This is a genomic window from Streptomyces sp. NPDC041200 (genome assembly GCF_055591805.1).
This window is the reverse complement of the sequence record NZ_JBVIZF010000042.1, coordinates 13,248-31,996: the sequence shown is the minus strand read 5'-3', so window position 1 is coordinate 31,996 and position 18,749 is coordinate 13,248. Positions and strand designations below refer to the sequence as shown.

General features: G+C 72.6%; 18 protein-coding genes and 1 pseudogene. 9 read left to right on the top strand and 10 right to left on the bottom strand.

All coding sequences use genetic code 11. The features are described from left to right. Positions 1-80: 80 nt before the first annotated feature. Together ACZ6CL_RS38505 and ACZ6CL_RS38500 are read left to right on the top strand one after the other, a co-directional pair. On the top strand, positions 81-1,397 hold the full coding sequence (locus ACZ6CL_RS38505; protein ID WP_468945114.1) for a CitMHS family transporter: 1,317 nt from the start codon (positions 81-83) through the stop codon (positions 1,395-1,397). Between the two features lie 51 nt (positions 1,398-1,448). Next, positions 1,449-3,569, top strand: coding sequence for a 3-hydroxybutyrate oligomer hydrolase family protein (locus tag ACZ6CL_RS38500; RefSeq protein WP_468945112.1), 2,121 nt, complete (start codon positions 1,449-1,451; stop codon positions 3,567-3,569). A gap of 46 nt (positions 3,570-3,615) precedes the next feature. On the opposite strand, the gene ACZ6CL_RS38495 is transcribed toward ACZ6CL_RS38500, so the two are convergent. Then, the gene (locus ACZ6CL_RS38495) at positions 3,616-3,912 is read right to left on the bottom strand and encodes an antibiotic biosynthesis monooxygenase family protein (RefSeq protein WP_468945109.1); all 297 of its coding nucleotides are present in this window, start codon (positions 3,910-3,912) and stop codon (positions 3,616-3,618) included. Between the two features lie 231 nt (positions 3,913-4,143). On the opposite strand from ACZ6CL_RS38495, the pseudogene ACZ6CL_RS38490 reads away from it, so the two are divergent. Continuing rightward, positions 4,144-4,305: pseudogene (locus ACZ6CL_RS38490) on the top strand (DNA-binding response regulator); the annotation flags it as partial. Positions 4,306-4,404: 99 nt separating this feature from the next. Here the strand turns inward: ACZ6CL_RS38490 and ACZ6CL_RS38485 are convergent. Continuing rightward, on the bottom strand, positions 4,405-4,824 hold the full coding sequence (locus ACZ6CL_RS38485; RefSeq protein WP_468945106.1) for a MerR family transcriptional regulator: 420 nt from the start codon (positions 4,822-4,824) through the stop codon (positions 4,405-4,407). Positions 4,825-4,876: 52 nt separating this feature from the next. Between ACZ6CL_RS38485 and ACZ6CL_RS38480 the strand changes: the two genes are divergently transcribed. The 3 genes from ACZ6CL_RS38480 to ACZ6CL_RS38470 all read left to right on the top strand — a co-directional run bounded on the left by ACZ6CL_RS38480 (position 4,877) and on the right by ACZ6CL_RS38470 (position 8,059). Next, on the top strand, positions 4,877-5,827 hold the full coding sequence (locus tag ACZ6CL_RS38480) for an SDR family NAD(P)-dependent oxidoreductase (protein WP_468945103.1): 951 nt from the start codon (positions 4,877-4,879) through the stop codon (positions 5,825-5,827). 85 nt (positions 5,828-5,912) lie between these two features. After that, positions 5,913-6,548: a TetR/AcrR family transcriptional regulator gene (locus ACZ6CL_RS38475; RefSeq protein WP_468945101.1), complete on the top strand. Its 636-nt coding sequence runs from the start codon at positions 5,913-5,915 to the stop codon at positions 6,546-6,548. Continuing rightward, a complete protein-coding gene (locus tag ACZ6CL_RS38470; protein ID WP_468945098.1) occupies positions 6,545-8,059 on the top strand; it encodes an MFS transporter in 1,515 nt (504 codons plus the stop codon). Before ACZ6CL_RS38475 ends, ACZ6CL_RS38470 begins: the two co-directional genes overlap by 4 nt. A 21-nt stretch (positions 8,060-8,080) precedes the next feature. Here ACZ6CL_RS38470 and ACZ6CL_RS38465 read toward each other — a convergent pair whose 3' ends face one another. The 6 genes from ACZ6CL_RS38465 to ACZ6CL_RS38440 all read right to left on the bottom strand — a co-directional run bounded on the left by ACZ6CL_RS38465 (position 8,081) and on the right by ACZ6CL_RS38440 (position 14,180). After that, entirely contained in the window at positions 8,081-9,145 is a 1,065-nt protein-coding gene (locus ACZ6CL_RS38465) for a zinc-dependent alcohol dehydrogenase family protein (RefSeq protein ID WP_468945095.1), read from the bottom strand. A gap of 58 nt (positions 9,146-9,203) precedes the next feature. After that, positions 9,204-10,001: an SDR family NAD(P)-dependent oxidoreductase gene (locus ACZ6CL_RS38460; protein ID WP_468945093.1), complete on the bottom strand. Its 798-nt coding sequence runs from the start codon at positions 9,999-10,001 to the stop codon at positions 9,204-9,206. 102 nt (positions 10,002-10,103) lie between these two features. Then, positions 10,104-10,454, bottom strand: a complete 351-nt coding sequence (locus tag ACZ6CL_RS38455) for a hypothetical protein (RefSeq protein ID WP_468945091.1) — start codon at positions 10,452-10,454, stop codon at positions 10,104-10,106. A gap of 62 nt (positions 10,455-10,516) precedes the next feature. Continuing rightward, complete coding sequence (locus ACZ6CL_RS38450; protein WP_468945089.1) at positions 10,517-11,686, bottom strand: amidohydrolase family protein; 1,170 nt, start codon at positions 11,684-11,686, stop codon at positions 10,517-10,519. A gap of 3 nt (positions 11,687-11,689) precedes the next feature. Continuing rightward, on the bottom strand, positions 11,690-13,054 hold the full coding sequence (locus tag ACZ6CL_RS38445; RefSeq protein WP_468945086.1) for a type I glutamate--ammonia ligase: 1,365 nt from the start codon (positions 13,052-13,054) through the stop codon (positions 11,690-11,692). 142 nt (positions 13,055-13,196) lie between these two features. Then, positions 13,197-14,180 (bottom strand): ABC transporter substrate-binding protein, encoded by a 984-nt coding sequence (locus ACZ6CL_RS38440; protein WP_468945083.1) that lies wholly within the window; start codon positions 14,178-14,180, stop codon positions 13,197-13,199. 115 nt (positions 14,181-14,295) lie between these two features. Here ACZ6CL_RS38440 and ACZ6CL_RS38435 point away from each other — a divergent pair, with 115 nt between their 5' ends. Genes ACZ6CL_RS38435 through ACZ6CL_RS38425 form a run of 3 tightly spaced genes read left to right on the top strand, consistent with a single transcriptional unit; the run spans position 14,296 to position 16,543 of the window. Continuing rightward, complete coding sequence (locus tag ACZ6CL_RS38435; protein ID WP_468945080.1) at positions 14,296-14,793, top strand: hypothetical protein; 498 nt, start codon at positions 14,296-14,298, stop codon at positions 14,791-14,793. After that, positions 14,790-15,350: an NAD(P)/FAD-dependent oxidoreductase gene (locus ACZ6CL_RS38430; RefSeq protein WP_468945077.1), complete on the top strand. Its 561-nt coding sequence runs from the start codon at positions 14,790-14,792 to the stop codon at positions 15,348-15,350. Before ACZ6CL_RS38435 ends, ACZ6CL_RS38430 begins: the two co-directional genes overlap by 4 nt. Before the next feature lie 47 nt (positions 15,351-15,397). Next, positions 15,398-16,543, top strand: a complete 1,146-nt coding sequence (locus ACZ6CL_RS38425; protein WP_468945074.1) for a glycoside hydrolase family 88/105 protein — start codon at positions 15,398-15,400, stop codon at positions 16,541-16,543. Between the two features lie 60 nt (positions 16,544-16,603). On the opposite strand, the gene ACZ6CL_RS38420 is transcribed toward ACZ6CL_RS38425, so the two are convergent. Then, positions 16,604-17,686, bottom strand: a complete 1,083-nt coding sequence (locus tag ACZ6CL_RS38420; protein ID WP_468945072.1) for a PQQ-dependent sugar dehydrogenase — start codon at positions 17,684-17,686, stop codon at positions 16,604-16,606. Positions 17,687-17,697: 11 nt separating this feature from the next. Next, positions 17,698-18,507, bottom strand: a complete 810-nt coding sequence (locus ACZ6CL_RS38415; protein ID WP_468945071.1) for a hypothetical protein — start codon at positions 18,505-18,507, stop codon at positions 17,698-17,700. Positions 18,508-18,749: the final 242 nt, after the last annotated feature.

Genomic DNA, 18,749 nt, shown 5'->3' with positions numbered 1-18,749 from the left:
GTGTTCGATGCTGGACGCGGATCTTTCGCCGCTCCGACACTCATCGGCAACACCTGACCGGACGAGGAAGCGAGCGGCCCATGCTGGCAGCCCTGGGATTCTGCACGATCGGCGGCTTCCTGCTGCTCACCATGTTCAAACGGGTCTCGGTGCTGGTCGCCCTCGTGCTGACGCCGGTGGTCACCGCGGTCATCGGCGGCTACGGGGACGACCTCGGCCCGATGGCGCTCGACGGGCTGTCCCAGGTCGCCCCCACCGGCATCATGATCGCCTTCGCGGTGCTCTACTTCAGCCTGATGATCGACGCGGGGCTCTTCGAGCCGCTGATCCGCGCCATCCTGCGCGTCGCGAAGAACGACCCGCTCCGCGTCACGGTCGGCACCGCGGTCCTCACCATGTGCGTCGGGCTCGACGGTGACGGCGCCTCGACCTTTCTCATCTCCATCTCCGCCCTGCTGCCGGTCTACCGGCGGCTCGGCATGAGCCGCCTGGTGCTGGCCGGGGTCGTCGCCCTCGGCGCGGGCGTCATGAACCTCATCCCGTGGGGCGGTCCGACCGCGCGGGCCGCCGCCGCCCTCAAGCTGGAAACCTCCGACATCATCACGCCGCTGCTGCCCGCGTTCGCCGCGGGCATCGCCTGGGTGCTGTTCGCCTCGTACGCCATCGGGCGCCGGGAGCGCACCCGCCTCGGTGGCCTTGCCACGCCCGAGCCGGAGGCGGCCCCGGCGGCGGCCGTCGGCGACGGTCCCGGTACGCCCCGGGTGGCCCGGCGCGCGGGCACCGCGCTCACCGTCTTCAACCTGCTGCTCACCGTGGCCCTGCTGATCGCACTGGTGCTGGAGGTCATGCCGCTGCCGGTGCTGTTCGTGCTCGCCTTCGCCGTCGCGCTGCTGGTCAATTACCCGCGCTGGGACGACCAGCAGGCCCTGCTGGAGAAGCACGGCAACAGCGTCGTCCTCGTCACCACCATGATCTTCGCCGCCGGTGTGTTCACCGGCATCCTCACCGGAACCGGCATGATCGGGAAGATGGCCCAAGCGATCGTCGAGGTCATCCCCGACAGTCTCGGCGGGCATCTGCCCGCGCTGGTCGCCATCACCAGCATGCCGCTCAGCCTCGTCTTCACCCCCGACGCCTACTACTTCGGCATTCTGCCCGTTCTCGCCGGAACCGCCGACTCCTTCGGCACCGACCCCGCCGAGGTCGCCCGCGCCGCCGTCCTCGGCCAGATGACCACCGGATTCCCGCTCTCCCCGCTCACCGCCGCGACGTTCATCCTGCTCGGTATGAGCGGGGTGCAGCTCGGCGAGCACCAGCGGTTCATCTTCCGCTGGGCGTTCGGCACGACGCTGGTGATGACCGCGGTCGCCATGGCGACGGGCGCGGTGCCGCTGTGACCCGCGCGCCCCGTCCGTGCCGCCACCACGCCCCGAGGAGGAGTCCCCGCGATGCCATCCGTACGCCACGGCCACAGCGACAGCCAGCGCCAGCGCCACTGCCGGCGCCGTACGTCCGTGAGCCTGCTGGCCGTCGCCCTGACCGCGGCGTCCCTCACCCCCGCCGCCTCCGCCGAGAGGGCCCTGCCGCCGCCCGGGTTCCACCACCTCACCTCCGTCCGCTACGACGGCTCGGGCGACGATCTGCTCACCGCCGGGCTCGGCTTCGAGGGCTTGCGCGGCCCGCGGCCCGCCCCCGCCGACCCAGACCGGCCCACCGCCGCCGAACTGCGCCGCCAGGCGATCTGGGCGTCCGCCGGGATGGCGGCCGGATCCGGCGGCGGGCTCGGGCGGCTGTACGGGGCGAACGTCGACCGGGGCCGCCCGCTGCCCGGCGACGGCCGGATCGCGGGCACCGAGTACCGGGCGGTGGCGGGGCGCGGCGCGGCCAGTGTGAGCTTCGTCGTCCAGGTGCCGGACACCTTCGACCGCGCCCGGCCCTGCGTGGTGGCCGCGCCCGCGACCGGACTCGGCGGCGTCTACAGCATGGTCGGCACGGCCGGGGCGTGGGGACTGCACCGCCGGTGCGCCGTCGCCTACACCGACAAGGGCATGGGCCCGGCCTTCGACGATCTGCACTCCGGCACGGTCATGGGGTACGACGGAACCACCGGCCCGCGCACGGCGGTTGGCGGCCGCAGCGCCTTCGACCCCGGGCTCACCGACGCCGAGCGGGCCCGCTTCGACGCCGAGCGTCCGTATCGCGTGGCGTACAAGATGGCGCACTCCCGGACCGATCCGCAGGCCACCTGGGGGCGCGACGTACTGCGCTCGGTGCGGCTCGCCCTCGCCCTCCTGAACCGCGACCGGCGAAGTGGCGCGCCCCACGGCGGTTACACCGCCGCCACCACCACGGTCCTGGCCACCGGCGTCTCCAACGGTGGCGGCGCGGCCGTCGCCGCGGGCGAGGACGACCGTACGGGGCTCATCGACGCCGTCGTCGCCTCCGAACCGCAGATGAACCTCGCTCCGCTGAACGGCATCCGGGTCCGGCAGGGCGGGCGCGCCGTCCCCGCCGCGGGGCTGCCGCTGATCCGGTACAACTCCCTGGCCTCGCTGCTCCAGCCGTGCGCCGCGCTCACCGAACCCACCGCGCCGGGTTACGCCACCCTGGACGTCCCCGCCGCGCGCCGCCGGTGCGCGGCGCTGGTCGGCGACGACCCCCGGCTCATCACGCGCCGCGACGCGGAGCGCGCGGGGGAGGGCGGACTGCCGCGGCTCGCCGCGCGGGCCCTCGTACGCGCCGGATTCCAGCCGCAGTCCGGGTACCTGCAGCTCTCGCACTACGATCCGCAGACCCCGGCCTCGTACGCCATGAGCTACGCGCGGGCCTCCGTGGACGACGCGCTGTGCGGATACGGGTGGGCGCGGACCGACGACTCCGGCACCCCGGTGCCCTACCGCCGCTCCGAGCTGGCCGCCGCCTTCGGCACCAGCCCCGGACGGGCGCCCGCCCCCGGGGTGCTGATCGACGAGAACGCGCCCGGCGGGCCCGTCGCGGACAGCGCGTCCCCTGGGGCGGACGGCCGCCACGACTACAACCTGCGTGGCGAGCGCTGTGTGTACCGGCTCGCCTTCCCGCGCGCGGGCGCGGAGCGCGCCGAGCGGACGTGGGCGGCGCGGCTGGCCTCCGGGCTCGACGCCACGCGCCGCAGCGGCGATCTGCACGGCAAACCGGCGCTCGTCGTGCATGGCCGGGACGACACGCGGGTCCCCGTGAACCACAGCTCGCGGCCGTACCTGGGACTCAACGCGCGTGCTCAGCACGGGAATTCGACGGTCAGTTACGTCGAGGTCGCCCACGCCCACCACAGCGACGCGCAGACACCGGGGCTGGACAACCGGTACGTCCCACTGGGGTACTACTACCAGCAGGCCCTCGACGTGATGTGGCAGCGGCTGCGGGACCGGGGCGGGGAGCTGCCGCCCAGCCAGGTGGTGCGGACGGTGCCACGCGGCGGCGAGCCGGGTCACGCCCCCGAGCTGACGCCCGCCAACGTCCCGCCGATCGCGGCCCATCCGGCGGCGGGGGACCGGGTGAGGGTGGCGCGGGACACCGTAAGCGTGCCGTAGGGCCCGGTGCGATCCATCCCGGCACGGGCCCGGCCGCTCGTCGGCGTTACGGGGCGAGCACGGAGTACACGTGCTCGACCTGCGGCGGAGCGGCGAAGTGGGGCCCGGCGAGGGCCCGCCACCGGGTGAAGTCCTCGGAGCCGCGGAAGGTGACGGTGTGGTGCTCCAGCGTTTCCCACTGGACGATGAGCCGGTAGCGCGTGGGGTGTTCGACACTGCGGTGCAGGTCGATGCCGTGGCAGCCGTCGGCCGCGAGGAAGAGGGGCCGTGCCTCGGCCACGGCCTGCTCGAACTCCTCCTCCTGGCCGGGGAGGATCTCGATCTGGGCGATCTCGGTGATCACGGTGGTGACTCCTGCCGTTCGACGAGGGTGCGGGGGCGCCCATGAAGCGTAGATCGTTCGCCCTCCCCGCCGGGCAACCTCCCCCGTAATCTGACGCGTCGGCGCCGCTCGCCGCCGAAACCGCGAAAGGGCCTGGCGACCAGCGCGCTGTACCGGGTGGCGCCGGAGGAGCCCGGCAGCGGGCCAGCCGGGTCGAGGCCGTACGGCGGCACACGCCCGAGGTGGCGCTGCTTGGCCCGGCGCCTGGTGGAGCAGTACACCCGCCCGGCCGCCCGGTCACGGCGGCCCGATCCTCGCCTGAACGCGTTGACCGGGCGGGAGCGGGAGACGCTGCTGCTGCTCGCGCGGGGCCTGTCGAACGCCGAGATGGCGGCGGAGCTGGTCGTCGGCGACCGCTGGACGACGGCACGACCGGCCTGGGCGACGTTTCGGTGTGTGTGGGAGACCGGCGGCCGCTGGGGCTACGACACGGCCGCCTTCGGCACGCCCTAGTCACGTGTCCGACGGCGTCGGGGACCACACTCCGGCGGCCGTTCCGTCGCGGACGTGCCGCTCGTAGACGGTCACCTTGGTGTGGATGACCTCCAGGCAGGCACCGAGTTCGTCGATCTTGGTCCGCACGTTCTCCTCGTGCTCACGGAGCAGTTCGAGCCGGTCGGGCTCGTTGCCCGGACCGTGGCGGACCAGCTCGGCGAACTTCCGGATCGTCGCGATCGGCATACCGGAAGCGCGGAGCCGTTCGCACAGCGCGAGCCAGTCCACGTCCGCCTGTTCGTAGATCCGCTGGTTGCCGCCGGAACGGGGGATCTCCCGCAGGAACAGCCCCTCACGCTCGAAGAACCGCAGCGCGTGCACGCTCATCCCGGTCGCCTCGGAGACCTTGCCGATGCTCAGGCCATGCTCGTCGCCCATCGGGGAACCGTACCTTGACCTAGCGCGCACTCCAGGTTTTAGCGTCCTCCGCATGATCACGAAACAGCGGAGGCTCCCTTCCGGATTCGGCGCGCACAGCACCGCCGACGACGTTCTCGCCGGGGTCGACCTCACCGGCGCCACGGCCCTGGTCACCGGCGGATACTCCGGGCTCGGCCTGGAGACCACCCGCGCCCTGGCCCGCGCCGGGGCGCGCGTCGTCGTCCCGGCCCGGCGGCCCGACGCCGCCGGGGAAGCCCTGCGGGGCACATCGGGGACGGAGGTCGCCGCGCTCGACCTGGGCGACCTGGAGAGCGTGCGCGCCTTCTCCGACCGCTTCCTGGCCACCGGCCGCATGCTTGACATCGTCATCAACGGGGCCGGTGTGATGGCGTGTCCGGAGACCCGCGTCGGCCCCGGCTGGGAAGCCCACTTCGCCATCAACCACCTCGGACACTTCGCGCTCCTGGGCCGCCTCCGCCCCGCCCTCGCCCCCGGCGCCCGCGTGGTGTCCGTGGCGTCGTCCGGCCACTTCCTGAGCGATATCCGCTGGGAGGACCCGCACTTCCGCACCGGCTACGACCGCTGGCTCGCCTACGCCCAGTCCAAGACCGCCAACGCCCTCTTCGCCCTGCACCTCGACCGCCTCGGCGCCGAGAGCGGCCTGCGCGCCTACGCCGCGCACCCCGGCAGCATCCTCACTCCGCTGCAGCGCCACATTCCGCGCGAGGAGTGGCGCGGGCTGGGCTGGCTGACGCCGGACGGCGGGCCCGCCGACGGCTTCAAGACGCCGCGGCAAGGTGCGGCGACAGCCGTCTGGGCCGCGACCTCCCCGCTGCTCGACGCCCACGGCGGTGCGTATTGCCAGGACTGCGACATCGCCGAACCGGCCACCACCGACGACATGCTCATCGGCGGGGTGAAGCCCTGGGCCACCGACCCCCGCGCCGCCTCGCGCCTGTGGGACCTGTCCAGCGAACTCACCGGCGTGGACGCGTTCTGAGCCCACACGGCAGACATGGATGAAAGAGCAGAGTGAGTGCTCACTCATTGACGGAGTGAGCACTCACTCCGTACTCTTCGGAGGTATGACAGAGACTTCTCCTACGCCGCCCCGGCGTCGCGCGCCCGCCATGGACCCCGATCAGCGCCGCAAGATGATCGTCGCTGCGGCGCTTCCCCTGGTCGTCGAATACGGCGCCTCCGTGACCACCGCGAAAATCGCCCGGGCCGCGGGCATCGGTGAGGGCACGATCTTCCGCGTCTTCCCCGACAAGGACGCCCTGCTCGCCGCCTGCGTGGCCGAGGCCACGCGCCCGGACGACGCCGTCGCCCACCTGGAGGCGATCGCGCTGGACCAGCCGCTCACGGCCCGGCTCACCGAGGCGGCCGAGGTGATGCGCGGGCACATGACCCGTATCGGCGCCGTCGTCGGGGCCCTGGCCGCGACCGGCCGGATGGAGCGCAGGGCGCCCGGCCAGTCGGCCGAGGGCGGCGGGCTGCCGGACCGTGAGGCGGGGCTCGCCGCACCGCGTGCGGCGCTGGCCGCCCTGTTCGAGCCGGACCAGGAGACCCTGCGGCTCGCCCCCGAACGGCTCGCGGAAGCCTTCCAGTTGCTGCTCATGTTCGCGGGGCGGCAGGGCGCGAACGACCCGCTGACCACGGACGAAATGGTGGACCTCTTCCTGCACGGCGCGCTCACCGGGCCGGGGGAGGACGGGTGACCGCATCCGACGCGTACGCGCAGCTCACGTCCCGCCGCCGGACCCTGATCACCCTGGCCCTGCTGGCGTGTGCGTTCCTGGCCATGCTCGACGGCACCGTGGTCGGCACCGCCCTGCCCCGCATCGTCGAGCAGATCGGCGGCAGTGGCAGCGGCAGCTGGTACGTCTGGCTCGTCACCGCCTACCTGCTGACCTCCTCGATCAGCGTGCCGGTCTACGGCCGCTTCTCCGACCTGTACGGCCGCCGCAGGCTGCTGCTGAGCGGGCTGGCTCTGTTCCTGGCGGGCTCGCTCGCGTGCAGCCTGGCCGGTTCGATGGAGGTGCTGATCGTCTGCCGCGCCGGGCAGGGGCTGGGTGCCGGAGCCCTGCTCACCCTCGGCATGGCCCTGATCCGTGACCTCAACCCGCCCTCCCGTACGGCGGGGTTGATCCGCATGCAGACGGCGATGGGCACGATGCTGCTGCTCGGCCTGGTCGGCGGTCCGATCGTCGGCGGTCTGCTGGCCGACCACGTCGGCTGGCGCTGGGCGTTCTGGCTCAACCTCCCCATCGGCCTCGCCGCCGCGACCGTTCTCATCCTGGTCCTGCCGGACCGCCGCCCCGCCGTGGCGCCGTCCGGACGGCTCGACATCGCGGGGGTCCTCCTCCTCACGGCCGGTCTCTCACTGGCCCTGACCGGTCTGAGTCTGAAGGGCACCCCGGCGGAGGGCGGGGGCACCCCGCCCTGGACGGACCCCACCGTCGCGGGGTGCCTGCTCGGCGGTCTGGCCCTGCTCGCCCTGCTCGTTCCCGTCGAGCGCCGCGCGTCCGTCCCCGTGCTGCCGCTCCGTCTCTTCCGGAACCGCACCTACAGCGCGCTGCTGACCGGTGGGTTCTTCTTCCAGGCCGCCGCCATGCCGGCCGGCATCCTGCTGCCGCTCTACTTCCAGCACGTACGGGGCCACTCCGCGACCACCTCCGGTCTGCTGCTCCTTCCCCTGATGGCCGGCATGGCGCTGAGCAACCGGCTCACCGCCGCCGCCATTTTGCGCAGCGGCCGCGCCAAACCGGCGCTCCTGACCGGCGCCGGGCTGCTCACCGCCGGGACCGCGGCGTTCTTCGCCCTGGACGCGACGACACCGACCGCGCTGATCTGCGGATGGCTGCTGATCGCCGGACTCGGTACGGGGCCCGCGATGGGCGGCATCACCATCGCGACCCAGAACGCCGTACCCGCCGCCGACATGGGCACCGCCACGGCGGGCTCGGCCCTCGCCAAGCAGATCGGCAGCACCTTCGGGCTGGCCTGCGCACAGACCCTGATGGGCCGTCACGGCATGGCCGCGGCGGGCGCCTCGGCGATCGGCTCCACGGTCGCCTGGGGAGGGGCCGCCGCGGGGGCTCTCGCTCTCGCGGCGGTCGTCGCGATGCGGGACATCACCCTCCCGCGGGGCCGCGGCCCCGCGCCCGCCCCGCGAGCCGGTGCCCGGGCGACGCCCGGCGAACCCGCCGCAGGTCCAACGGGCCGGTGAATCGCCGGAGTTCGGCGCCCGTCAGCGGTCGGACGACGGGCCGCGGTGGGGCTCTATCACCGTCACCCCGCCCTTGGCCGCCGACGGCAGCGCGGTCAGGGCCTCGGGTACGGCGTCCAGGCCTATGACGTCGGTGACCAGCAGATCCGGGCGCAGCGTTCCGGCGTCGACCATCTCCATCATCGGCCCGTACGCGTGGGCGGCCATGCCGTGGCTGCCCAGCAGCTGGAGTTCGAGGGCGATGACCCGGTCCATCGGGAGCATCGGGTTTCCGGCGGCGGGTGGCAGCAGGCCGATCTGGACGTGGCGGCCGTGGCGGCGGAGGCTGCTCACGGAGGCCGCGCAGGTGCGGGGCGAGCCCAGCGCGTCCACCGAGACATGGGCGCCGCCGCCCGTCGCGTCCGCGACGGCCTCGGCTACCGAGCCCAGGGTCGAGGACGCGTCCACGCAGACCGCCGCGCCGAAGCGGGACGCCAGGGCGAGCGCCCGGGCCGAGATGTCGACCGCGACGACCCGCGCCCCGCAGGCCGCCGCGATCATGATGGCGGACAGTCCGACCCCGCCACATCCGTGCACCGCGACCCATTCGCCCGGGGTGACCCGGCCCTGGGTCACCACCGCGCGGAAGGCGGTCGCGAAACGGCAGCCGAGCGAGGCGGCGGTGGTGAACGGCAGCTCGTTGCGGATGCCGACGAGGTTGACGTCGGCGTTCTCGACCGCGACGTACTCGGCGAACGAGCCCCAGTGGGTGAAGCCCGGCTGCGTCTGCCGCTCGCACACCTGCTGGGCGCCGTCCGCGCACGCGGCGCAGCGTCCGCAGGCGCAGACGAAGGGCACGGTGACCCGCCGCCCGGGGCGCCAGTTCGCGACGTCGGGGCCGATCTCCTCGATCGTGCCCGCGAGTTCATGGCCGGGTACGTGCGGCAGCCGGATGTCCGGTTCGTGGCCCATCCAGCCGTGCCAGTCGCTGCGGCACAGCCCGGTGGCCTCGACGCGGATCACCGCGCCGCGCCGGGACGGGGTGGGATCGTCGACGGTCCGTACCTCTGGCCTGCGTCCGAAGTCGTCGAACACCACAGCACGCATGAACCCGCTCCCTCGCTCGCCCACCGGTCGGGTCGACCGAACCTACACCACGGTGTGCTCAGCGCTTGTCGCGCTGTCCGTCGGCGAGTTGCCGGGAGGTGGTCCCGGCACCGGCCTGGCGCTGGGCGCGCTCGGCGAGGGTGGGGAAGAGACCGCCGAGCGCGCTTCCGAAGCGCAGCTCCAGCGGGGCCACGTTCACCTCGCCCCGGTTCCGTTCGATCGCGCGGACGGTGGCGGCCGCGACCCGGCGGGTGGTGATCGTCCGTACTCCGGGCGGGGTGCTGGCGCCGGAGTCGGCGAACATCCCGGCGTCGCCGACGAACCCCGGCTGCACCAGCGTGACCCCGACGCCCGTGCCGTGCAGGTCCTGCCGCAGCCCGAGCGCGAACCCGCGCAGCCCGAACTTGGCCGCGTTGTAGAGCGCGGCGCCGGGGGAGGCGGTACGGCCCGACAGCGAGCCGATCATCACCAGCTGCCCGGACCCGGCGGCCACCATCCGCGGTGCCATCAGCCGGGACAGCAGCAGCGGGGCGCGGAGGTTGACGTCGAGGGCTCGGTCGAGGTGCTCGGTGTCGTAGCCGAGGACCTCACCGCTGGAGGGCAGCGCGGCGTTGGCTATGAGGATGCGGGCGTCCGCCGCCTCCGCTTCCTCGACGAGCCGCTCCAGATCGGACCGGTCGGCCAGGTCGGCCACGAGCGGACGGGCGCCGAGCCGCTCGGCCAGCGGCCGCAGCACCTCCTCGCGGCGTCCGGTGAGCAGCAGCTTGGCGCCCTTGGCGGCGAGGGCCCGGGCGAGGGTCTGCCCGATGCCCCCGGTCGCTCCGGTGAGCAGGACGGTGGTGCCGCTGATCCGCATGCGTTCTCCTCCGGGGACGGTGGTGTGAGGGGCGGACGGTGATACGCGCGATCCTCGGCACGCCCCGTCGCCCCAGCCCGAACCGTACCCGCCGGTACACCATCACGCGCCCCCGGGATCCATGCCGCTGGCTCGGGCTATCGCCTCGACCTCGCGCCGGTCGCGCTCCTGCTGGTTGCCCAGCTCGACGACCAACTGCAGCCCGTGCGGCCCCAGCAGACTGGTCAGCTTCGCCAGCTCCCGCCCGAGCGCGGGAGTGAACAGGTCCCGGTCGAGCGCGGTGAACGGTACGTCGATACCGGTGGCGCCCGAGGACCGCCCCACGATGGCGTCGTTGATGCCGTGCAGGATGCGCAGCAACAGATCGTACGAGGCGGGGTCGAGGCGCGACTGAAGCTCGGCCAGGTGGAGCGCGAAGTCCTTCGCGCGCTCCAGGAAGTGCTCTTCGTCCATCCCACCATCGTGGCGAAAACCGTGGCCCGGCGCCCCGGGAACCGTGGATTCTGCGGCCAAGGCTAATGATCACGGGTGATCGTACTGCCGAGCCCGTACACTCGGCGCGCGTTGTCCGCGCCGAGGAGCGCCGCCACGCGCCCCGCGTCGCCGCCCGACCACGCGCCCTCGCGCACCCACTGGTCCAGCAGCCCGGCCAGCGCCTCCCGGAACAGCCGCGCGCCCACCACGTACAGCTCGGGCAGCCCGTAGGCGTCGGTGGAGAAGAGCACCTTGCCGAACGGGGCCAGCTCCAGCATCTCGGCGAGCACCGCCCCGGCCCGCGCCCCGGTGTGGGTCAGGGACAGGCCGACGTCGGCGTAGACATGCGGGAAGACGGCGGCGAGATAGGCCGCGCCGCGGTGGTACGGATAGCCGTGCAGCAGGATCAGCGAGCAGCCGGTGGGGCGTACCGCGCGGATGAAGTCGGTGAGCGCGAGCGGATCGCAGCGGTCCAGCCGCAGGTCCGGATCGCCGAAGCCGGTGTGCAACTGGAGCGGCAGCCCGGTGCGGGCCGCGGACCACAGCAGATGGCGCAGCAGCACCGGGTCGGTCACCCGGGCGGCGGGCGCGCCGCCCTCGGCGCGGTGGGCGAGCCAGCGCTCGGTCGCGGTGTGCACGGCGGCGGGGGCCGGGGGGTCGGGATCGAAGTGGAGGCCGTAGCGGTAGGCGGCCACCGACTTGAAGCCCGCGGCGGTACGGGCGGCCTCCCGGATCCCGTCGGCCAGCCCGGCCAGGAAGTCGTCGGCGCTGCGCGAGGTGTCGGCGGTGCGCTCCGCGAGGTGTTCCAGCCGGACGATCTCGTGCGCGGTGCCCCCGGCCGCCGCGGCCAGCTCGTCCGGGGTGGTGAGGTCGCCGGGGAGGCCGGTGTCGACGAGGAATTCGGTGATCCCGGCGGCGGTCAGCAGCCGCCGGTTGACCTCGCGGGCCCCCAGCTCCCGCCGCCGGGCGAGATAGCGGGCGGGCGGGCAGTGCGGTTCCAGACCGAGCAGCGGCGGGCACCAGCGGCGCAGCGCGAAACCCAGCTGGCTGTCGAAGAAGGTGGTGCCGAGCGCGGCGGGCGCGTCGGACTCGGTCAGGAACGCCTCGAACGCGGCGGGGTCCAGTTCGCGGCGGGCCACCCCATGACAGTGGTGGTCCACCAGCGGCGGCAGAGACGGTCCGGTCGGTGCCGTCCCCTCGGCGGAGCGCATCGTTCAGTACCGTCCCCGGGTCGCGGCCGCGATGTCCTGCGGAGTGGCCTTCTCGAACAGCGCCGCCTCGGCGCGGCGTACGGCGGCGATGGACTCGAAGAGCGGATCGCCCAGCGCCTCGCGCAGTACGCCTGATGCCTCGAAGTGTTCCAGCGAGCCGAGCAGCGAGGTGGGCAGCCGCCGCTCCCGGCCCGTGTGCGCCGGGTCGCCGGAGACCGGCGGCGGCAGGGTGAGCCCGGCGTCGAGCCCGGCGAGTCCGGCGGCGATGACCGCGCCCGTCGCCAGATAGGGGTTGGCGGCCGAATCGAAGCACTTGACCTCGGCGTTGGCCGCGCCCGGGTCGTCCGGGGCACCGGTGATGAAGCGCAGCGCGGCCTCGCGGTTCTCCAGCCCCCAGCACTGGTACGCCCCGGCCCAGCGGGAGGGTTCGAGCCGCAGGTAGCTCGCGGGGGAGGGGGCGCCGATGGCGAGCAGGGCGGGCAGGGCGCGCAGCACTCCGGCGAGGAACGCCTCACTCGTCGCGGTCATGCCGTGCGGTCCGTCCCCGTCCCGGCACAGATTGCGGTGGCCCTGCCACAGACTCAGGTGCAGATGGCCGCCGTTGCCGACCGTTCCCGCCTCGGCCACCGGCCCGAACAGCGGGGTCAGCCCGTGCCGCGCCGACACACCGCGGACCGTCTCGCGGACGAGGACGGCGAGATCGGCGGCGCCCACCGGGTCCGCGGGCGCCACGGACACCTCGAACTGCCCGGCCGCGTACTCCGGGTGCAGCTGCAGCACCTCCACGCCCTGGGCGTGCAGCGTGTCGAGCAGGTCGGCGAGGTAGCCGGAGAGATCGACCAGACGCGCCATGCCGTAGGCCGGGCCCGCTCCGGCGTAGGCCGCCGCGCCGTCCGGTCCGGGCGTGTCGCCCGTGGTGACGACCCACTCCGTCTCGAACCCCATGCGCACCGCGATCCCGCGCCCGTGCGCCCGCTCGGTCATCCGGCGGGCGAACAGCCGCTGGCAGGCGGGGTGTTCCAGGCCGGACTGGGCGTAACGGTCGGCCGGGGCCCACGCCCAGCCGGGCTGGGCGGCCAGCGGGGTGAGCCGCCCCAGATCGGGGAAGAGCCGCAGATCGCCGTCGGGCCCGCCGATATGAGGGCTCGTCGTCATGGAGTCGTCCACGAGGTACACGTCGAAGACCGGGGACATGCCGACGCCACGCCGGGCGCTCTGGGCGAGCCGCCCGGTGGGCACGGACTTGACCCGGGTGATTCCCGCGTTGTCCACCCAGGTCAGCGCGATGCCATGGATGCCCTGCGCGGTGAGCCGGTCGGCTTCCTGCCGCGCCTGTGCCTGTGCCTGTTCGCGATCGCCCGTCCCCATGGGCTACCTCCTCCGCCGCGGCCTGTACGCCGAGACTATTGCCTGCGGAGGGCATTATGGTGACGGATTGTCCCGAACGCATACGGGGCGTGACGGTGGGATATGCCTTCCCCATAACCGTCGCGAATGTCCCATGGCCGTCTCAGCGCCCCAGGTGCCCGGTGATGTCGCGCAGGACGACACGCGCGGCGGTCGGCCCGGCGTTGAGGTACCAAGGGTCGTCGTCCACGGTGACGGTGTGTCCGGCGCGCACGGCGCCGAGCTTCTTCCACAGCGGATTGGAGAGATAGGCGCCCGCGTCCGTCCTTCCGGGACGGCCCTGGACGGAGTAGAAGATCCAGTCGCCGTCCATCTCGGGGATCCGCTCACCGCTCAGATCCTGGGAGATGTCGTCGAAGCGCTGCGACGCGGGGCGGCCGAGCCCCATGTCGCCGGCGATGGTGCCGGTGAAGGACTTCGCGCCGAACATCCGGACCCGGTCCGGGTTGAACCGCACCATGGACAGCTCCGTGTCCTCACCCCCCAGTTTCCCGCCCTGCCGCGCGGCGTCCTTCTCGAAGCGGCTGACGATCGTACGCGCCCGGTCGCGCCGGCCGACCGCGTCCGCGACGGTCAGCAGGTCCTTCTTCCAGTTGACCCCGCGGCCCTTGGTGACGACGGTCGGGGCGATGGCCGACAGGGTCGGGTAGAGGTCGCCCTGGGTGCTGTTGACCAGGATCAGATCGGGCTTGGCCGCAGCGAGCTTCTCTATGGCGGGGGAGGAGCGGGTGCCGATGTCCGTCATCGCCGCGAGCGCCTTCGCCTTGCCGGGGAAGGCGTCGCGCAGATAGTCCGGGACCAGACCGGCGTTGTCTGCGCGGGTGGTGGCGGCGGGCACGAGGCCGAGGGTGAGCAGATCGTCGAGCTGTCCGGTGCTGATGACCGCGACGCGCCGCGGCTTCGCCTTGACCGGTGTGCTGCCGCGTTCATGGACGACGGTACGGGGGAAGGCGCCGTCCGCCTGCCGGGCGCCCGGCTGCCGCGTGGACGCCGACGACGAGTCCGCGGACTCCGCGGGGCCGCAGCCGGTGAGGACGGTCGCGGCCAGGGCGGCGGCGAGCAGGGGAAACAGGCGGTGGGTGCGCACGAACGACTCCAAAGACTTAGGTATGCCTTACCTTATCTTGGTCGTGCGGTCAGGTTCCCTCGCGGGTCGAGTGTTCTCCTGGAGGACGTCGGTCAGGGAGGCGAGATGCATCTCGATGAGCGCCGCCGGGCTGCGGGTCACCGTCCTGGAACGCGACCGGCTGGGCAGCGGTGCCTCCCGCGGCAACGCCGGTGAGGTCTGCCCCGACCTGGTGGAACCGCTCGCCGCCCCCGGGGTCATCGGCGCCGCGCTGCGCGGACTGCACCGCCCGGACAGCGCCCTGGCGGTCCATTCGTCGACCAGCGCCGCGCTGCTGCGCTTCCTGGTCCGGTTCGGGCTGCGGGCCACCGCACGCCACTACGGCCGCGGGGCGAGCGCGCTCGGCGCCCTCGCCGAGGGCACCTTCGGGCTCTTCGAGGATCGCCACCGGCGGGCTGCTCACGGGGACCGCCCTCGCGGACACCGAGCCCGCGCTCACCGAGGGGGCCCGGGCGGGGTTCGTGGTGGACGACCAGTGGTCGCTGGACCCCGGGCTCTTCGTGGACCGGCTCGCCGAGCGGCTGCGCCGCCAGGGCGTCGAACTGGTCGAGGGCGCCCGGGTGTCGGCCCGTGACGGACCGGGCCGGGCGCGCCGAGGTGCGGACCTCGGCGGGGACGTACCGGAGCGACGCGGTGGTCGTCGCCGCGGGCATCTGGTCCCGCGAACTGGTCCGGGGGCTCGGCGTGGATGTCGACCTGGTGGCGGGCGAGGGCTACCGCTTCTCGGTGGCGGCCGAGCCACCTCCCTCCCGGCTGGTCCACCTCGGCGTGGCCAAGGTGGTGCTCACGCCTCTGGGCAAGCGGGTCCGGGTCGCCGGGACGAGGGAGTTCGAGCGCGCCCCCGACCGGTTCCGGCGGCGGCGTATCGAGGCCATCGTGGCGGTCGCGCGCCCGTATCCGCGCCACGCCGACTGGGACGACCTCCAGGAGGAGTGGGTGGGCCCGCGCCCGATGGCCCCCGACGGGCTGCCGCTGATCGGCCGGGTGCCCGGCCACTCCCGGGTGCTTCTGGCGACCGGCCACAACATGCTCGCCCCCGCCACCGGACGGCTGGTGGCCGGACTGCTGACGGGGGATGCGGATCCGGCCCTTTCCTCCGCGTTTGCCCCGGTACGGTGCGCTCGGCGGTAACCTTGGCGTGTGCATGGCAATTTGCCTGTCAAGAGGAGAGTCCAGTGATGAGACGCAGGACCGTACTCGCGAGCGCGTTAGGCATCGGCGGCGGCCTTCTGCTGCCGGGAACCGGGATGGCCCACGCGGCCCGGGCGGACTGGTCGCGGGCGGTGGTGGAGTCCACCATCGCCCGCTACCCCGACCCGGCCTCGCTCGGCGGCTGGGGCTACACCCGGGGGCTGTTCCTGCTGGGCGCGTACCGCGTCTACCAGCGGGTGGGCGAGCCCTCGTACCTGGCGTACATCAAGCGCTGGGTGGACAACCACGTGGGCGCCGACGGCCATATGAGCCGCACCTTCGACAACCTCGACGCCATGCAGTCCGGGAACCTGCTGCTGGTCCTCCACAAGGAGACCGGCGACGCGCGCTACCGGACCGCCGCCGACCAGATCCGCGACCGCTTCGCCAGCTATCCGCGCACCGCGGACGGCGGCATGTGGCACGCCACCGGCAAGACCAACGAACTGTGGGCCGACGGTGTCTTCATGGCCCAGCCGTTCCTGCTGCGGTACGGCATCGCGTACGGGGACAAGGCGTTCGCGTACGACGAGGTCACCCGGAACCTCTCGGTGTACTTCCGCCACCTCAAGGCGTCGAACGGGCTGCTCTACCACGCCTATGACGCGGACGGCGACGCCCCCTGGAACCCGGACGACACCACCGGCACCTCCGCCCACTTCTGGGCCCGCGCCATCGGCTGGACCGCGATGACGCACATCGAGGTGCTGGAGATGCTGCCCGCCCGCCATCCGCGCCGCGCCGAACTCATCGGCAACGTACGGCACTTGGCCAAGGGGTTCCTGCGCTACCAGGACCGGGCGACCGGCCGCTGGTTCCAGGTCGTCGACCGGGCGGACGAGCCGGGCAACTGGCTGGAGACCTCGGCCTCCAGCATGTACACCCTGATGCTGCACGCCGCCCTGGACCACGGCTGGATACACGGGGGCGGCTACGCGGCGGCGGCGCGCCGGGGCTACCGGGGCGTCCTGGACAAGGTGACGGTCGACCCGGACGGGCTGACCAGCATCGCCGACATCAGCGAGGGCACCAACGTCGGTGACCTGGCGTACTACTTCGGGCGCAAGCGCAACACGAACGACCTGCACGGGCTGGGCGCCTTCCTGCTGATGAACGAGCGGCTCGCGCGCTGACGCGCGCATGCGGCCGCGCTCGGCGGAGCGCGGCCGCACCCACACCTGGCTCGGAGCGGGCTACTTCAGCTCGACCTGGAACACCTTGTCCGCACCGGCCGCCTCGCCGCCGTTGTTGTCGGCGTTCGTCGTGGACAGCCACAGCGTGTTCTTGCCGGGCACCGTCTCAACGGTGCGCAGCCGCCCGTACGAGCTGGTGTAGTACGCCTTCGGGGTGCCCGCGCTCGTCCCGTCGACCGGGATTCGCCACAGCCGCTCGCCCCGGAGCGCCGCCATGTAGAGCGCGCCGTCGGCGTAGGTGACCCCGCTGGGCGAGGCCTCGCCGACCGACCACTGGCGCTTGGGACTGGTCATCCCGGAGGTGGAGCAACTGCCCTCACAGGTGGGCCAGCCGTAGTTCTTGCCCGCTTCGATGAGGTTGAGTTCGTCGTACGTGCTGTTGCCCAGCTCCGCTTCCCACAACCGGCCCTGCGCGTCCCAGGTAAGGCCCTGCGGGTTGCGGTGGCCGAGGGAGTAGACGAGGGTGCCGAACGGGTTGCCGGGGGCGGCCTTGCCGTCGGTGGTCATCCGCAGGATCTTGCCGTTGAGCGAGTTCTTGTCCTGCGCGTTGCCGGAGGTCTGCGCGTCCCCGGTGGTGGCGTACAGATAGCCGTCCGGGCCGAACTTGAGGCGCCCGCCGTTGTGGTACTTGTTCTTCTGGATGCCGGTGACGATCGCCTTGTAGCCGCTCAATCCGGAACCGTCGTAGGTCATGCGGGCGATCCGGTTGCCGTCCGACGCCGTGTGCATGATGTAGACGTAGTGATCGGTGTTCCAGTTCGGCGAGACCGCGAGGCCCATCAGCCCGCCCTCGCCACTGGTGCTCACCACGTTGGGCACCGTGCCCACCGACGTTTTGGTGCCCGACTGGGTGAGCTTGAAGAGTTTGAACGAGTCCCGCTCGCTGATCAGCGCCGAGCCGTCCGGCAGCCAGCTCAGCCCCCAGGGGATCGACCAGCCGGACGAGACGGTCTTGATGGCCGAGGGAGCGGAATCGGCCCCGGCCGGTGCGGCGTTGCCCGCACCCGCCTGGGCGAGCAGCAGCCCGGCGGTGAGCGCGGTGGTGGCGGCCGCGGCCGCCAGGGTGTTCCGAGGGCTCTTCATCGCGTCTCCTCCTACTGGAGCTTGTACGCCTTGAAGTTGCGGGTGAGCAGGTATGTGGTCTGCAGGCCGCCGCTGTTCAGGCTCCGGTAGATGCCCCACTTGGGCCGCAGATAGTTCTTGCCACGCCACAGGTCCAGGCCGGTGCGCTTGTGTGCGGCGACCTTCTTGCCGTCGGTGGTGGTCACCGACCAGTCGGCGTACGCGCCCGAGTCGGCCGCCTTGACCTCGACCGACACATCGCTCCAGGCGCCCTGGAGCGGCGACATGTTCGCGGCCCCGGCCTCGGTCAGGTTCTCCTCGTCGTCCGAGGTCCGGATCTCGACCTTCGGGCCGTCGCCGTGCTGGTGCAGCGACATGGTGAACAGCGGGGCGGCCACGTCCCCGACCTTGATCTGCATGATGTGGGTGAAGCTTGTCGTCGCGTCCAGCGTGTCCGGTACGTACATCTGGTACTGGATGCGCCAGGTCTCGTTCTTGAGGATCTTGACGGCGGAGCCGTCCTGCTTCATGCCCCGGACCTCGTTGCGCTGGCGGTCGGTGCTGGTGTCGACGTCCTTGGGGTAGTGCATGTCCGTCCGGAAACCGCCCTGGGAGGGGTAGATATGGGTGGTCCCGGGGTGGGAGTCGGCGCGGTCGTCCTCGGCGCCTTCGAAGGCGCTCGCGACGCTGGCTCCGGCCGCCGGGTTCCACTTCAGGCTCCAGGACGCGGCCGGTGCCTGCGGGGAGCGCTCGGTGCCGTAGGCGACCGCGGCCGGAGCGATGAGCGCGGCGGTGGCCGCGAGGGTGAGGGCGGTGCGCGGTAAGAGCGGTGGGCGCTCCATCAAGGATTCTCCTGTCTGATCCTTGTTCACATCGGGGGACTGTGAAGGTAGGAGGTGTGCCCTCATGAGTCAAGGAATGGTGTGGACCAAGAAGGTGGTCACCTCGGGTTCCCGCTGCCTGAACCCCGCAACTACCTGCACATTCCGCTTGTTTAGCTGATTCGTGCACCGCATGTACCTCCCAAGAGATCGGAGGATTTTGACTGCACGCTTATTGACCGGACACCGACAGACCGTGACGC

Bases quoted from the DNA above. Each gene is read 5' to 3' on its own strand.
- ACZ6CL_RS38480 (WP_468945103.1), top strand. From the start codon at position 4,877: ATGATCACGAAACAGCGGAGGCTCCCTTCCGGATTCGGCGCGCACAGC.
- ACZ6CL_RS38435 (WP_468945080.1), top strand. From the start codon at position 14,296: ATGAGCGCCGCCGGGCTGCGGGTCACCGTCCTGGAACGCGACCGGCTG.
- ACZ6CL_RS38425 (WP_468945074.1), top strand. From the start codon at position 15,398: ATGAGACGCAGGACCGTACTCGCGAGCGCGTTAGGCATCGGCGGCGGC.
- ACZ6CL_RS38505 (WP_468945114.1), top strand. From the start codon at position 81: ATGCTGGCAGCCCTGGGATTCTGCACGATCGGCGGCTTCCTGCTGCTC.
- ACZ6CL_RS38460 (WP_468945093.1), bottom strand. From the start codon at position 10,001: ATGCGGATCAGCGGCACCACCGTCCTGCTCACCGGAGCGACCGGGGGC.
- ACZ6CL_RS38455 (WP_468945091.1), bottom strand. From the start codon at position 10,454: ATGGACGAAGAGCACTTCCTGGAGCGCGCGAAGGACTTCGCGCTCCAC.
- ACZ6CL_RS38500 (WP_468945112.1), top strand. From the start codon at position 1,449: ATGCCATCCGTACGCCACGGCCACAGCGACAGCCAGCGCCAGCGCCAC.
- ACZ6CL_RS38420 (WP_468945072.1), bottom strand. From the start codon at position 17,686: ATGAAGAGCCCTCGGAACACCCTGGCGGCCGCGGCCGCCACCACCGCG.
- ACZ6CL_RS38485 (WP_468945106.1), bottom strand. From the start codon at position 4,824: ATGGGCGACGAGCATGGCCTGAGCATCGGCAAGGTCTCCGAGGCGACC.
- ACZ6CL_RS38465 (WP_468945095.1), bottom strand. From the start codon at position 9,145: ATGCGTGCTGTGGTGTTCGACGACTTCGGACGCAGGCCAGAGGTACGG.
- ACZ6CL_RS38475 (WP_468945101.1), top strand. From the start codon at position 5,913: ATGACAGAGACTTCTCCTACGCCGCCCCGGCGTCGCGCGCCCGCCATG.
- ACZ6CL_RS38450 (WP_468945089.1), bottom strand. From the start codon at position 11,686: ATGCGCTCCGCCGAGGGGACGGCACCGACCGGACCGTCTCTGCCGCCG.
- ACZ6CL_RS38415 (WP_468945071.1), bottom strand. From the start codon at position 18,507: ATGGAGCGCCCACCGCTCTTACCGCGCACCGCCCTCACCCTCGCGGCC.
- ACZ6CL_RS38445 (WP_468945086.1), bottom strand. From the start codon at position 13,054: ATGGGGACGGGCGATCGCGAACAGGCACAGGCACAGGCGCGGCAGGAA.